Source organism: Zobellia galactanivorans, from assembly GCF_000973105.1.
Lineage (GTDB): Bacteria > Bacteroidota > Bacteroidia > Flavobacteriales > Flavobacteriaceae > Zobellia > Zobellia galactanivorans.
The window spans coordinates 4,343,872-4,358,757 of sequence record NC_015844.1 but is presented as its reverse complement, the minus strand read 5'-3'; the positions used below and the strand labels follow the sequence as shown (position 1 = coordinate 4,358,757).

The window sequence follows — 14,886 nt, the reverse complement described above, 5'->3', positions numbered from 1 at the left end:
CGAGGTACCTTAAATTATTATCATTTAACGTCAAATTATGCGAAATAGTGTACTATCGATTACCCTAGCTGCCATAACACTTAGTTATTCATGCGCGCAAAGCACTGAAAACAAGGTAGATACGCCCGTAAACACCCCCTACTCGGCCGAGCTTATGATCGATGAACTGCAGACTCCGTGGGGATTTGTTTTTCTAGGGAAAAACGAACTGTTGATTACGGAAAAATCAGGGGAACTGATCCATTACAAAGATGGAAACAAAACAAAAGTTAAGAATGTACCCGAAGTCTATGCTCGTGGCCAAGGCGGTCTATTGGATATTGAGCTACATCCCGATTTCAAAAACAATGGTTGGATCTATATTTCATACGCCTCTCAGGAAGGGGAAGGCAAGGGGGGACACACGGCATTGATGCGCTGCAAACTAAAAGACAACTCACTAAGCCATAAGGAGTTGTTATATAAAGCATCTCCCAACACTACCAAAGGCCAACATTTTGGTTCACGTATTGAATTTGATAACGATGGTTACCTTTATTTGTCAATTGGCGAGCGCGGGGCCCGTGATGAAAACCCTCAAGATATTACCCGTGATGGCGGAAAAATTTATCGCTTTTACGATGATGGAAGAATTCCTGGAGACAATCCGTTTACAGGAAAGAAAAATGCCAAAACCGCCATTTACAGTTATGGGCACAGAAACCCGCAAGGCTTGGCCATACACCCCGAAACTGGGGAGATTTGGGAAAACGAGCACGGTCCGAGGGGCGGGGATGAAATCAATATCATAAAGGCCGGTGCCAACTACGGTTGGCCTTTGGTCACCTATGGCATAAACTACAGTGGCACCTCCATTACCGACAAAACCGAAATGGAAGGAATGACCCAACCCATTCACTATTGGGTACCAAGTATAGCCCCTAGCGGAATGGCATTTGTAACCACGGACACGTATAAAGGCTGGAAAGGAAGTATTCTCGTCGGTTCTTTGAAATTTCAGTATATGGAACGGCTTCAGATGGAAGGCGACAAAGTGGTCAAACGCGAAAAACTATTGTCCGATCTAGGCCGCGTCCGCGACATTAAAGAAGGTCCGGACGGACTGATTTACGTGGCCGTAGAGGGAAAGGGCATCTATAAATTAGTGCCAAGCCCATAACCTCCTACCCTATATCCATCCCTATGAAAACCTTTGGTATAAAATCATTTATAACGCCCCTTGCACTTTTCCTTTTCGGATCGGTCGTCCATGCACAGGAATCCGTATTAGCGGAAAGTATGATGCGGGGTAGTGAAATCTATGCCGACTTTTGTGTTAGCTGCCATCTAGAAAACGGAGAAGGCATCCAAAGTACCTTTCCCCCCTTGGCCAATTCCGATTATCTTGCCCAAAACCGAGAGGCCAGTATTCGCGGGGTAAAATATGGCCAACAAGGTAAAATGACCGTAAACGGAATATCCTATAACAATATCATGCCCTCCATGGGACTAGAAGATGAAGAAATTGCCGATGTCATGAATTATATAATGAATTCTTGGGGCAACACTTCAAAGAAAATGGTAACTGTCGACGAAGTAGCCGCTATAGAAAAATAAGCTAGCTCCCGGCATCTATTGCCGCTTTTACCGAACCGTGTTTTTTCAATAATTTCTCGGCCTCGGCATAATCAATGCCCAATCCTTCCGAAACGTACCTGGTTCCCCTGTCCACCAACTTGCTATTGCTCAGTTGCATATTGACCATTTTATTTCCCTTTACCCGTCCGATCCGTATCATCAGGGCCGTAGAAATCATATTGAGGGCCAATTTTTGTGAGGTACCGCTTTTCATACGGGTGCTTCCGGTTAGAAATTCGGGTCCTACGTTAATTTCTATAGGGATATCTACCGCCAAAGCTAAGGGAGAACCGGGATTATTGGTTATACCTGCAGTCAACACCCCGTGTTTCTTGGCATCTGCTATACCTCCCAATACATAAGGTGTAGTACCCGAAGCAGCTATTCCCACAACAACATCATTATCGGTAATATGGTGTTCCATCATATCTTTCCACGCCTGTACCATATCGTCTTCCGCATTTTCTACCGACTTTCTTATTGCGGTATCTCCTCCGGCTATAAGTCCAATAACCCGGGAATGGGGCATTCCAAAGGTAGGGGGGATTTCAGATGCGTCAAGAATACCCAGCCTACCACTGGTTCCGGCACCGATATAAAACAAGCGCCCGCCCTTTTCAAAACGTTCGGCGAGTCCGTCTACAAGTTTTGATATTTGTGGAATGACCTCGGCCACCGCATCGGCCACTTTTTGATCTTCCTCATTTATCTTTCGTAAAAGGGACAAACTGTCCATCTTCTCCAAATCATTATGGTTTGAAGGGGTTTCGGTTATTTTGGTATACTCCATAGTACTTAGAGAATTCTAATATCGTGGTTTCTAAATGAGCTTAACAAGTCGTTCTCGGGATCCAGCTCCGTTATAATCGTATTAATGGCATTAATATCACAGGTTTTATAACGATGCTGCGAGTTCAGTTTTTCCGAGATGGACAAAAGTACCGTTTTTTTCGAGCATTTTATTACCGCTTTTTTCACTTGTACAATATCCCAATCGAATTCGGTCAATCCGTAATGGGAATCTACATAGCCTGTTCCTATAAAGCTAAAATCCACTTTTATTTCGGCCAAGTTGTGTATGGCATTGGCCCCTATAGCCGTTTGCGATTCCCTTGAAAGCTGGCCACCGACGGTTATAACCGTAACATTCGGCTTTGTAAGCAGCTCCATGGCCACCGGCAAACTATGGGTAAAACAGGTGAGCCTAATATTTGAAGGAACCAGATGTGCCAGTTCCAAACAGGTGGTACCCCCATCTATAAACACGACCCCACCGTCTTTCAACAGTTTCAGGGCTTTTTCGGCTATTTTTATCTTTTCCTTTTGCTTGTAGATATTGCTGTTTCGGGTACTATTGGTAGTAAAGCCCAAAGAAATGGCCCCGCCATGGACCCGTCGCAATTTATTCTCGGCATCAAGCTCTTTTACATCCCTTCGGACCGTATCGATAGACACGTCCAAGGTTTCGGCAATATCGGTCAGTAAAATCCGGTTGTGCAGCTCCACTTCGTTCAATATGGTCTGCTGCCGTTCTTCTTTTAACATGAGAACTATATATTATATTCTTAATACAAAGATAGCAATTTACGAATTATGCAGTTTTATACTACCTTAAAGTTAAATAATCATTAAAAGTTGCAAAAAGCAGCACAAAATACAGCAACAAACAGCAAACTATCATCCTGTTGCCTATATTTGCATGATTCAACACAAAGAACACAGAAAAAACGAACTGCATGAAAACAATTCTAGAAAAAAACGGAACCGACATCAAGTATAGACCGGTGGGCCAATTTGAAGAAACCCGATTCGAAAAGATACACAATGTCATATTTTCCGATTCCAACGAGGCCTCGATAAAGGTGGCCGAAGAAATTGCCGACTTGATACAAAAAAAACAGGAAGCCGGAAAAAAATGCGTCTTGGGATTGGCTACGGGTTCATCGCCGATTCGGGTCTACGAAGAGCTCGTCCGTATGCACAAAGAAGAAGGGCTCAGCTTTAAAAACGTAATCACCTTCAACCTTGACGAATACCTGCCCATGGAAAAAGACAATCGGCAGAGCTATTGGTACTTTATGCACGAACATCTTTTCAACCATGTAGACATTCCTACAGACAACATACATATTCCCGACGGTACTATTGCCGGTGAAAAGGTAATTGAATACTGTATTGCCTATGACAATGAAATCAAAAAGAACGGGGGACTCGATTTTCAACTTTTAGGGATAGGCCGAACCGGACATATCGGTTTTAACGAACCTGGATCACACTACAATTCAGGCACGCGTGTGATAACGCTCGACCACATTACCCGTGTTGATGCCGCCCCTGCCTTTTTAGGAATCGACCACGTGCCCAGAAAGGCCATAACCATGGGTATCTCAACCGTAATGGGCGCCAAACGTATCGTTCTTTTAGGATGGGGACAAAACAAGGCCGATATTATCAAAAAGACGGTAGAAGGCCCCATTTCGGCCCAAGTACCCGCCACCTACCTACAAAACCACAAAAACTGCACCTTTGTATTAGACACCGGAGCGGGAAGCGAATTGACCCGAAACAAGACGCCATGGTTGGTTGACGAATCGCTGGAATGGACGGAAGAACTCACGGCAAAAGCCATTGTTTGGCTTTGTAACGAAACCGGCAAATCGATTTTAAGCCTGACCGACAAGGATTATAACGATAACGGTATGTCGGGACTATTGGCCCTTGAAGATTCGTACGACCTTAACATCAAAATGTTCAACAGGTTGCAACACACCATTACGGGGTGGCCCGGTGGAAAACCGAATGCCGACGATTCAAGCCGGCCCGAACGTGCGGAACCGATCAAAAAAAAGGTCATCATTTTTAGTCCCCACCCTGATGACGATGTCATTTCCATGGGAGGTACCTTCGACCGCCTAGTAGAACAGGGCCACGATGTACATGTCGTATACCAAACCTCAGGAAACATTGCGGTATCGGATACCGACGCCCTTCGTTACGCGGAAATCTCAAAACGGATTTCACCTTCTGAAGAAGCGCAAAAGATCATCGATAGCATAAAAAACAAAAACGACAGCAGTTTCGATTCACTGGAAGTAAGAAAGCTCAAGGGAAATATTCGCCGAGGGGAATCTTATGCCGCAGTACGGTACTTAGGACTTGACGATTCGAACGTTCACTTTTTAGACCTCCCCTTTTACGAAACGGGCACCATAAAGAAAAACAATCTTTCCGAAGCCGATATTGAAATTATGATCGATATCATTGCCCAGATCAAACCGCACCAGATTTTTGCCGCAGGTGATTTGGCCGACCCGCACGGAACGCACAAAGTATGTTTAGACGCTGTTTTTGAAGCCATGAAACGCTTGCAATCAGAACCTTTTATGAAAGATTGCTGGTTATGGCTTTACCGAGGTGCTTGGCATGAATGGGATGTCAACGAAATAGAAATGGCCGTACCTATGAGTCCGGATCAGGTCCTTAAAAAACGCTATGCCATATTCTGCCACCAATCACAAAAAGATGGGGTCATGTTTCAGGGAGACGATTCCCGTGAATTCTGGATGCGTGCAGAAGAACGCAACAAAGACACGGCCGAGCGCTATCGGGCCCTAGGTCTTTCGCACTATGCCGCTATGGAAGCTTTTGTACGACACAAATTCGAATAGTTTACAATAAAAAAGAGGTCGGTTCCTTCACTGGAACGGGCCTCTTTTTTAACTTTTACCCCCATTGCCCCTTTCCTTATTCCATTGAAAACGAAGGTTTTTGACCTGAAAACCAAATACTTCCTAATGGAAAAGAAGGGCGAAATCACAAAAAACAAAGAAACATTACCAAAAAGGATATCGCCTATCCGTATTTATCCTTCCTAAAAAATCATCCAAAAAAATGGTAGCTTTAAAGCACAATTAAACCTCAAGCAAGATATTTCGCTACATGATAGAAAAAGATAAAGGGGCGTGGATATGGGTTCCCATTCTATATTTTACCCAAGGATTACCGTATGTACTGGTCGTAAGCGTCTCGGTCATAATGTACAAACAACTTGGCGTAAGCAATGAAGACATCGGTCTTTACACCAGTCTATTATACCTTCCATGGGTCTTAAAGCCTCTATGGAGTCCTTTTGTCGACCTTAAAAGCACCAAGCGCAAATGGTTCTTGGCCATGCAGTTTTTAATTGCCTTGGCCCTTTTTGGGGTCGCCCTTACCATACCCAGCAATATGTTTCTTACCGCTACCCTAGCCTGCTTCTGGATGGCGGCTTTTGCCTCGGCTACCAATGATATTGCTTCGGACGGATACTATATGCTAGGATTGACGGAAAAGAAACAATCCTTTTTTGTAGGGATGCGGAGTACGTTCTACCGTTTGGCCATGGTGACCGGGGAAGGCCTTATCGTGGTCATGGCCGGATTTTTGGAAAACAAATATGGCGACAACTCCAAAGCATGGAGCCTTACGATGACCGCTGCAGCCTTTTTGATGCTGGCCTTAACGGTCTCCAACTTTTTTGCCGCCCCAAAGTACGAAGCGGAACAGAACGATGACACCGAGAGTCCAAAAGGCTTTTTTGAAGTGTTCGCCTCCTTTTTTAAAAAACCGGGTATCGGCATGGCCCTGGCCTTTATATTGACCTACCGGCTGGGCGAATCGCAATTGGTAAAAATGGCCGCCCCCTTTCTGCTAGACGCCCCCGACAAGGGCGGATTAGGCTACTCCACCGAACAATTGGGAACGATTTTTGGCACGGCTGGAGTTATCTTCCTTTCCATTGGTGGTATTTTGGGAGGTATCTTGATTTCTCGGGACGGACTCAAAAAATGGATGCTGCCCATGGTACTTTCTTTAAACCTTCCGAACCTGCTCTATGCCATATTGGCCATGAGCAAGACCACGAATATCTACGCCGTGACCGGTACGGTAATTCTCGAGAAATTCGGGTACGGATTCGGTTTTGCCGCATTTCTCATGTACCTTATTTACATCGCCGAGGGCAAGTCAAAAACATCCCATTATGCCATTGCAACAGGTTTTATGGCCTTGGGCATGATGCTTCCGGGAATGATAAGCGGATTTATGCAGCAATGGTTAGGCTATGGCGGTTTTTTTGTATGGGTGGTCATTGCCGCGCTACCGGCGCTCTTCCTTTTAAACTTTATTAAATACCCCGCAGATTTCGGAAAGAAAAGCAGTACTGAAAATGAGTAGTACCCTACCCTATATCGAAGCAAAGCAGACCCTTGCCCTAAGAGAAAAAATAGGACAATTGTTCATGCCCGCCGCCTTTATAAACGATAGCGAGATCGAAATACAACGGCTTGAAACACTGATTAAGGAACACTGTATCGGTTCCATCTGTTTTTTTCATAGTAGGGCCAGTGCGGCTACCAACTTCGAAGGGAAGAAAAAAATAATAGCCAACGAAAAAAGCTTCGAGACCCTACAAGAATTGATACGCCGCTACCAAAAGGCCGCAAAACACCCCTTATTGATCGCCATAGATGCCGAATGGGGATTGGCCATGCGTATAGAAAATACACCACAGTACCCCTACGCGATTACCTTGGGAGCCATTCCCGATGACTCGGAGGTTTTGATATATGAAGTAGGAAAGCATATTGCCCAAGATTGCAAAACCGCGGGAATACACTGGAACCTAGCGCCTTGCATTGATATCAACAACAACCCCAACAACCCCGTCATTGGCTACCGCTCCTTTGGTCAAGACCGAGACAAGGTTACCAAAAAGGCCCTGGCCTTTATCAAGGGTACCCAAAGCGAAGGCGTACTAAGCAGCATCAAACACTTTCCCGGCCATGGCGATACCGCTACCGATTCGCATCTGGGGCTACCGGTTATAGAAAAAACAAAAGAAACCCTATTCGCCAACGAATTGTACCCCTTTCAAAAATTGATCGCACAAGAGATCGATTCCGTTATGGCGGGCCACCTTTCCGTTCCTGCGCTTGCCAATGGTTCGAACACCCCTTCCAGCCTTTCCAAAGACATGATCAAGGGAGTTCTTCGCAGAGAAATGAAATACGATGGCCTTGTTATTTCCGATGCCCTGAACATGCATGCGGTTTCAAAGAACTACCCTGTAAAAGGGGAGCTCGAATGGCTGGCTTTCGATGCCGGAAACGATGTACTCTGCTTTGCGGAACATATTCAAGAAGGCATAGAATACATTTTAAAAAATGCCGACAAAGAACAGATTGAAGCAAGTTTTCAACGCCTTTGGAAGCTAAAGGAAAGAATTGACTTTCATTTGCCATCCGCACCGAAGAACCTAACACCACCCGATAGCCTAAACCTAAAAATAGCCGAAAAAAGCCTTACCTTATTGCAAGGTAGCCCCCAAACCATAACTGAATTTTCAAAAACCAATTTTACTTATATCTGTAATATAAAGGATACTCAAGATCATTTTTTAGAGCACCTCCGTTCAGAAAAAAAGCCTAGTATCATCAGGTGGAAGGAAACACCCCCTAGAAACGAAAACAATGTTCTATTGGTCCTCTTTCCCCCTCAGGTTAAACCGACCCATGGTTTTGGTTTCACCGAAGAGGAAATCAGCTATATAAACCATCTTATCGCTACTCAAAAGGTAGTGCTCTATCTCTTCGGAAATCCGTATGTACTCAATCTTATCAATTATAAAAAGACAAAGGCCCTTGTTCTCGCATATCAAAATTTTGAAGTTTTCCAGACCACGGCGGCCCGGCATTTTTTAAACCAATTAGACGCCCAAGGCTCCTTGCCCGTAAGCATATCGTCATGATAAAAACACATAAAATACTTGGACTCATGTCGGGCACATCACTAGATGGGCTTGATTTGGCCTATTGCCTAATCCAAGAAAAAGACAATCGCTACACTTTTGAAATAAAGGCCGTTGATAGCATATCGTACACCAATGAAATGCAGTTAAGACTTAAGGATGCGATCCTACTCCCCAGTGACGCCCTACTCAAGTTCCACAATTCATATGGCACTTGGCTCGGCGAACAGGCCAAAAAATTTATTGAGGCCAACGCCCTAGAAGTCGACTATATTGCCAGTCACGGCCATACCACCCATCATCAGCCTGAAAACGGACTCACCTTTCAAATTGGCAGCGGTCAGCATTTGGCCAACGCCAGCGGACAAAAGGTCATCTGTGATTTCCGAACCAACGATGTGGCCCTCGGCGGACAAGGTGCTCCTCTCGTACCTATCGGCGACCGTCTTTTCTTCGGGACCTACGATTTTTGCCTCAACCTAGGGGGCATCAGCAATGTCTCGTTCGAACATCGAGGTCAGCGAATAGCCTACGATATTGGCTTGGCGAACATGATATTGAACCACATTACCCGAAAAAACGGCCTTGAATACGACAAAGGCGGAAAACTGGCAAAAAGCGGCAAGATTATCCCTGAAATGCTTTCAAGGTTAAACGCCCTTGAATTCTACCGACTTCCCTTCCCGAAATCCATCGGCTATGAATGGTTTATAAAAGAAGTTGTACCTATAGTAGAGACCTTTCCCCATCGCATGGAAGACCTTTTGTGCACAAGCGTCCACCATATTTGCGACCAAGTAGCCATGCAGGTAAAGCAAAATAGTAAAAAGGAAGGCAGCACCCTCTTTATAACCGGAGGCGGGGCCCTAAACGACTACTTGATAGAAACCTTAAGGGAAAAACTTGGAAATACGGCAGAACTGGTCGTTCCCTCAAAACAACTCATTGAATTCAAGGAAGCCTTGGTATTCGCCCTTATGGGGGCACTACGGGCCGAACAAAAAATAAATGTCCTTAGCTCGGTTACCGGGGCGAAAACGGACTCTTCTAGCGGAGTAATTTTTCTACCGAGTTAAAAATCTTTAAAAATTCCCCTAAAAATCGCTATTTTCAACACCGATAAACCACCAAACATGTCAAAAAAGCAAAAACACGCCACCGCATACTGGAAAGAGAATATAAAATACCTCGCCATTCTTTTGTCGATATGGTTCGGTGTATCATATGGTGCGGGCATCTTGCTTAAAGATGAGTTGAACGAAATAAAAGTAGGCGGATTCAAACTCGGCTTTTGGTTTGCGCAGCAAGGTTCGATCTATGTGTTTGTCATTCTCATATTCGTATATGTCCGCCTTATGAACAAACTGGATAAAAAATACGGCTTCAACGAATAAACCAACCAAAAAACAAGCCCTATGAGCGTTCAAACATGGACCTATCTATTAGTCGGCATTACTTTTGCCCTTTACATTGGTATCGCGATCTGGTCGCGGGCGGGTTCTACCAAAGATTTTTATGTAGCCGGTGGAGGTGTTTCGCCTTTGGCCAATGGTATGGCCACCGCAGCGGACTGGATGTCGGCCGCATCTTTTATTTCAATGGCGGGCATTATTTCCTTTGCAGGCTATGACGGTTCGGTATACCTCATGGGGTGGACGGGCGGCTATGTGCTCTTGGCCCTGCTTCTGGCCCCCTACCTCCGTAAATTCGGAAAATTCACCGTACCTGATTTTATAGGGGATCGCTATTATTCGAAAACCGCCAGAATCGTTGCCGTAATTTGCGCCTTGATCGTTTCCTTCACTTATGTTGCGGGGCAAATGCGAGGTGTAGGCGTGGTATTTTCCCGATTTCTTGAAGTCGATATCAATACCGGGGTAATCATCGGTATGGTCATTGTGCTTTTTTATGCCGTTTTAGGAGGAATGAAAGGCATCACCTATACACAAGTGGCCCAATTCTGTGTATTGATATTCGCCTTTATGGTGCCCGCAATTTTTATCTCCATACAAATGACCGGAAACCCTATTCCACAATTAGGAATGGGCTCTAAACTCAACGATGGGTCGGGCATGTTTCTCTTGGACAAGCTGAATGGACTATCAACCGAGCTTGGTTTCGCCGAATACACCGAAGGGAAAAAGTCGACCATCGACATATTCATGATTACCTTGGCCCTTATGGTAGGTACCGCCGGCCTGCCTCACGTAATCGTTCGCTTCTTTACCGTAAAACGGGTTAAAGACGCCCGAAAATCAGCTGGGTTCGCCCTTTTGCTTATTGCCATTCTTTATACCGCGGCACCGGCCGTAGCCGTATTTGCCCGTACCAATATGATCCACACCGTCAGCAATCAAGAATATGCAAAAATGCCCGAGTGGTTCAAAAACTGGGAAACCACGGGCCTGTTGAACTTTGAGGACAAAAACGGGGACGGAAAAATTCAATATGTTGCCGACCGGTCAAAAAACGAATTGATCGTCGACCCCGATATCATGGTTTTGGCCAATCCGGAAATCGCCAATCTTCCTGCTTGGGTCATCGCACTTGTAGCCGCTGGAGGTCTGGCCGCCGCACTTTCTACCGCTGCAGGGCTACTTTTGGTTATTTCCGCCTCGGTATCGCATGATTTGATCAAAAAAATATTCGTTCCGAACATTTCCGAAAAAGGGGAACTTTGGACCGCTAGAGGTGCCGCCACCGTAGCCGTTGTCATTGCCGGTTACTTCGGCATCAACCCGCCCGGATTTGTGGCCGCCGTAGTCGCCTTGGCCTTCGGTCTGGCAGCGGCCTCGTTCTTTCCGGCCATCATACTCGGTATTTTCTATAAAAAAATGAACAAGGAAGGCGCAATCGCGGGAATGATCGTGGGGATATCTTTGATGCTGTTCTATATGCTAAAGTTCAAGTTCGGCATATTCGACGGAGGAAAAGAAGCCGTAGCAAGTCTTGAAAAAGACTGGTGGTTCGGCATATCCCCGGAAGGTTTCGGCAGTGTGGCCATGTTGGTCAACTTTATCGTTTCGATCGCAATTATGAAGTTCACACCCGAACCTCCCATAAATGTTCAGGAAATTGTTGAAGATATTCGAATTCCCAGTGGGGCAGGTACTGCCATAAACCACTAAATTTTGTAATTTTAGGCAAACATCGTCCCCATTTTATTCTCGGTCCTGATGATGCCATTAATATAGATTCGTTCAAATAAAAATAGGTTAGGCATAATGAGTAATTATCACATTAAACACTTAGAGGAATATTATCAAGTATACAGAAAATCAGTAAGAAACCCCGAAGCCTTTTGGGAAGAAATCGCCGAAGAGCACTTTGTATGGCGAAAAAAGTGGGACAACGTTCTAAGCTGGGACTTTAGCAAACCCGAAATAAAATGGTTTGAAGGCGCAAAACTCAACATCACCGAGAACTGCATAGACCGGCACCTCCCTACGCGGGGCGAAAAGACGGCCATTCTATTTGAACCGAACGACCCTAATGAAGAAGCCCAGCATATTACATATAGACAACTTCACGAAAGGGTCTGCCGTATGGCAAACGTACTGAAAGACCACGGTGTCAAAAAAGGCGATAGGGTCTGTATCTACCTCCCCATGATTCCCGAGCTGGCCATTTCCCTTTTGGCCTGTGCCCGAATCGGAGCGATACATTCCGTAGTCTTTGCCGGTTTTTCATCCAACGCATTGGCCACCCGCATCAATGATTCCGATTGTAAGGTAGTTTTGACTTCCGACGGTTCCTATCGCGGTTCAAAAACCATAGACCTGAAAGGTCTTGTCGACAAAGCCCTAGAAGAATGTCCCGGCGTACATACCGTACTTGTCACCAATCGTATCAACGGTAAAGTAGAAATGAAGGAAGGCCGTGACAAATGGCTACAACCTTTACTTGATGAGGCATACGCCGATTGTGTGGCCGAAATAATGAATGCCGAAGACCCACTTTTCATTTTATACACCTCAGGTTCAACCGGTCGCCCAAAAGGTATGGTGCACACCACCGCAGGTTACATGGTATACACTGCATATACATTTAAAAACACATTTCAATATAGGGAAGAGGACGTATACTGGTGTACCGCCGATATCGGATGGATTACAGGACACTCGTATATCGTTTACGGCCCCTTGGCCAACGGGGCCACGACCGTTATGTTCGAGGGCGTGCCCTCATATCCCGATTTTGGGCGCTTTTGGCAAGTGGTCCAAAAACACAAAGTCAATCAATTTTATACGGCACCTACGGCCATACGGGCCCTAGCGAAGGAAAATCTCGAATTTATAGACAAGTACGACCTCTCTTCCTTAAAAGTACTAGGTTCGGTAGGAGAACCTATTAACGAAGAAGCATGGCACTGGTACAACAATAATGTAGGTAAAAAAATGAGCCCGATAGTAGATACTTGGTGGCAGACCGAAACGGGAGGTATCATGATCACCCCCATACCCTACGTCACCCCTACTACCCCAACATACGCCACCCTGCCTTTTATAGGCATACAACCGGCCTTGATGGACGAAGAAGGAAAAGAGATCAAAGGAAACCAGGTATCGGGAAGGTTATGCATTAAATTTCCATGGCCTTCTATCGCCCGAACCATTTGGGGAGATCACGACCGGTACAGGGACACATATTTTTCAGCCTACAAGAATATGTATTTTACAGGCGACGGTGCATTGCGCGACGCCGTAGGTTACTACCGAATTACCGGGCGTGTCGACGATGTTATCATTGTTTCCGGCCATAACCTGGGTACGGCCCCTATAGAGGATTCCATCAACGAACACCCTGCCGTGGCAGAAAGTGCCATTGTAGGTTTCCCTCACGACATAAAGGGCAATGCCTTGTACGGCTATGTAATTCTCAAAGAATTTGGGGAAACCCGAGACCGCGAAAACCTACGAAAGGAAATCAATCAACAGATTACCGAACACATCGGGCCTATCGCCAAATTAGACAAGATCCAGTTCGTTACAGGACTGCCAAAAACCCGAAGCGGAAAAATTATGCGCCGAATTTTGCGTAAGATCGCTTCAAAAGACATCTCCAACCTTGGGGACACCAGCACACTCCTGAATCCCGAAGTCGTTGAAGAAATTATAGAGAACTCCCTATAAACAAAAAAAGTACAGGGGAAATATATACGGTTCAGTCCGTTTTTATTTCCCCTGTACTATATTTTTCAAAAATCAATAAGTACGTTATCTCAAGCGGTAACCACCACCTTTGGCCTTCGCACCAATAGCATGGTACCCAAGGAAAGGAGTCCGCATATGGCAAGACCTACGAACATAGGCCAAACCGTATCCTGCACAAACCCACCGATAAAATTGGCGATAGGCACGCTCAGTATAGTCGATACAAACCCGTTGATTGCAGCTCCAATACCGGCAATATGACCGATAGGTTCCATGGCAATGGAACGGAAATTACCCCATAGAAAGCCCAGACATAAAAACTGTACGAACAGAAATGCCACTAAAATCGGTACGCTGGGGTTCGGTCTTCCCCAAAACAAAACCACATAGGTCAAGGCTATTATACAAAATGCCGTCATGGCCATAAAGGCCAGTTTTCGCATACCAAAACGAAGCACCAAGGTTCCGTTTAAAAACGTGGAAAGACCAACGGAACCCGCCAGTCCGGCAAATATATATGGGAAATTTTCCACTAGCCCGTATTGATCCTCAAAGACGTGCTGTGAAGAACTCAAATACACCAAAAAGGCGCCCGTTACAAAACCGGAAGCAAAAGTAAAGGCTATGGTTTCCCTGTATTTAAGAAACTCTTTCAATCCGCTGGCAAACACTCCCATGGAAAAAGGAACCTTAAACTGTGGTTTCAGGGTTTCAGGTTGGCGCTTCCAAAACCAGATACAGACCAATAAGCCAAAAAATAATTGCACATAAAATATAGACTGCCACCCAAAGGCGTCCATAATCCATTTACCTATAGCCGGCGCCACCACTGGAACAAGGATAAAAAATGCGGTGACAAACGACATGATTTTCGCCATATAGTCCCCTTTATAGGTATCCCTGATAATGGATATAGCAATGGTTCTGGGAGCCGAAAGGCCAATTCCCTGTAAAACCCGACCAATGATCATAATTTCAAGGGACGGGGCCAACACACAGATTACGCTAGCTATAGCGAACAGTCCAAAACCAACGTAGACCACTGGCTTTCTGCCATAACTATCGGACAAGGGCCCGAAAAACAACTGTCCTACCCCCAAACCCAAAAAGATCATGGTGATAAGGAGCTGGTTCTTAAGGGGATCCAAACTGTTTATGGTTATACCAATATGTGATAAGGCGGGCAATAAAGCATCGATTGCCAAGGCCACAATAGACATCAATGAGGCCATCAAAGCGATGAACTCGAAATTGGGTCTTACATTCTCTTTTTGCATGGTACAAAAATAGGTATATCCCCATGAAAGCCGAGGTCGAAAAGTTCATTTT

General features: G+C 45.3%; 12 protein-coding genes. 9 read left to right on the top strand and 3 right to left on the bottom strand.

Features of this window, described 5'->3' with window-relative positions:
- Positions 1–37 precede the first annotated feature (37 nt).
- Positions 38–1,159, top strand: a complete 1,122-nt coding sequence (locus tag ZOBGAL_RS17530; RefSeq protein WP_013995054.1) for a PQQ-dependent sugar dehydrogenase — start codon at positions 38–40, stop codon at positions 1,157–1,159.
- A 23-nt stretch (positions 1,160–1,182) separates the two neighbouring features.
- Positions 1,183–1,596 (top strand): c-type cytochrome, encoded by a 414-nt coding sequence (locus ZOBGAL_RS17525; protein WP_013995053.1) that lies wholly within the window; start codon positions 1,183–1,185, stop codon positions 1,594–1,596.
- Between the two features lies 1 nt (position 1,597).
- On the opposite strand, the gene murQ is transcribed toward ZOBGAL_RS17525, so the two are convergent.
- Positions 1,598–2,407 carry an N-acetylmuramic acid 6-phosphate etherase gene (gene murQ / locus ZOBGAL_RS17520; protein ID WP_013995052.1) on the bottom strand — a complete coding sequence of 270 codons (810 nt, stop codon included), beginning with the start codon at positions 2,405–2,407 and terminating at the stop codon, positions 1,598–1,600.
- 5 nt (positions 2,408–2,412) lie between these two features.
- Positions 2,413–3,162 carry a DeoR/GlpR family DNA-binding transcription regulator gene (locus ZOBGAL_RS17515; protein ID WP_013995051.1) on the bottom strand — a complete coding sequence of 250 codons (750 nt, stop codon included), beginning with the start codon at positions 3,160–3,162 and terminating at the stop codon, positions 2,413–2,415.
- A 191-nt stretch (positions 3,163–3,353) separates the two neighbouring features.
- On the opposite strand from ZOBGAL_RS17515, the gene nagB reads away from it, so the two are divergent.
- The 7 genes from nagB (at position 3,354) to acs (ending at position 13,536) form a co-directional block, all read left to right on the top strand.
- Entirely contained in the window at positions 3,354–5,285 is a 1,932-nt protein-coding gene (gene nagB / locus ZOBGAL_RS17510; RefSeq protein ID WP_013995050.1) for a glucosamine-6-phosphate deaminase, read from the top strand.
- Between the two features lie 271 nt (positions 5,286–5,556).
- Positions 5,557–6,831, top strand: coding sequence for an MFS transporter (locus ZOBGAL_RS17500; protein ID WP_013995049.1), 1,275 nt, complete (start codon positions 5,557–5,559; stop codon positions 6,829–6,831).
- Complete coding sequence (locus ZOBGAL_RS17495; protein ID WP_013995048.1) at positions 6,824–8,404, top strand: glycoside hydrolase family 3 protein; 1,581 nt, start codon at positions 6,824–6,826, stop codon at positions 8,402–8,404. The genes ZOBGAL_RS17500 and ZOBGAL_RS17495 overlap by 8 nt, the downstream gene beginning before the upstream one ends.
- Entirely contained in the window at positions 8,401–9,480 is a 1,080-nt protein-coding gene (locus tag ZOBGAL_RS17490) for an anhydro-N-acetylmuramic acid kinase (protein ID WP_013995047.1), read from the top strand. Before ZOBGAL_RS17495 ends, ZOBGAL_RS17490 begins: the two co-directional genes overlap by 4 nt.
- Before the next feature lie 57 nt (positions 9,481–9,537).
- A complete protein-coding gene (locus tag ZOBGAL_RS17485) occupies positions 9,538–9,798 on the top strand; it encodes a DUF4212 domain-containing protein (RefSeq protein ID WP_013995046.1) in 261 nt (86 codons plus the stop codon).
- A gap of 21 nt (positions 9,799–9,819) precedes the next feature.
- Entirely contained in the window at positions 9,820–11,532 is a 1,713-nt protein-coding gene (locus tag ZOBGAL_RS17480) for a sodium:solute symporter family protein (protein ID WP_013995045.1), read from the top strand.
- A 96-nt stretch (positions 11,533–11,628) separates the two neighbouring features.
- The gene (acs, locus tag ZOBGAL_RS17475; protein ID WP_013995044.1) at positions 11,629–13,536 is read left to right on the top strand and encodes an acetate--CoA ligase; all 1,908 of its coding nucleotides are present in this window, start codon (positions 11,629–11,631) and stop codon (positions 13,534–13,536) included.
- 89 nt (positions 13,537–13,625) lie between these two features.
- On the opposite strand, the gene ZOBGAL_RS17470 is transcribed toward acs, so the two are convergent.
- Positions 13,626–14,834, bottom strand: coding sequence for a multidrug effflux MFS transporter (locus tag ZOBGAL_RS17470; RefSeq protein WP_013995043.1), 1,209 nt, complete (start codon positions 14,832–14,834; stop codon positions 13,626–13,628).
- Positions 14,835–14,886 lie beyond the last annotated feature (52 nt).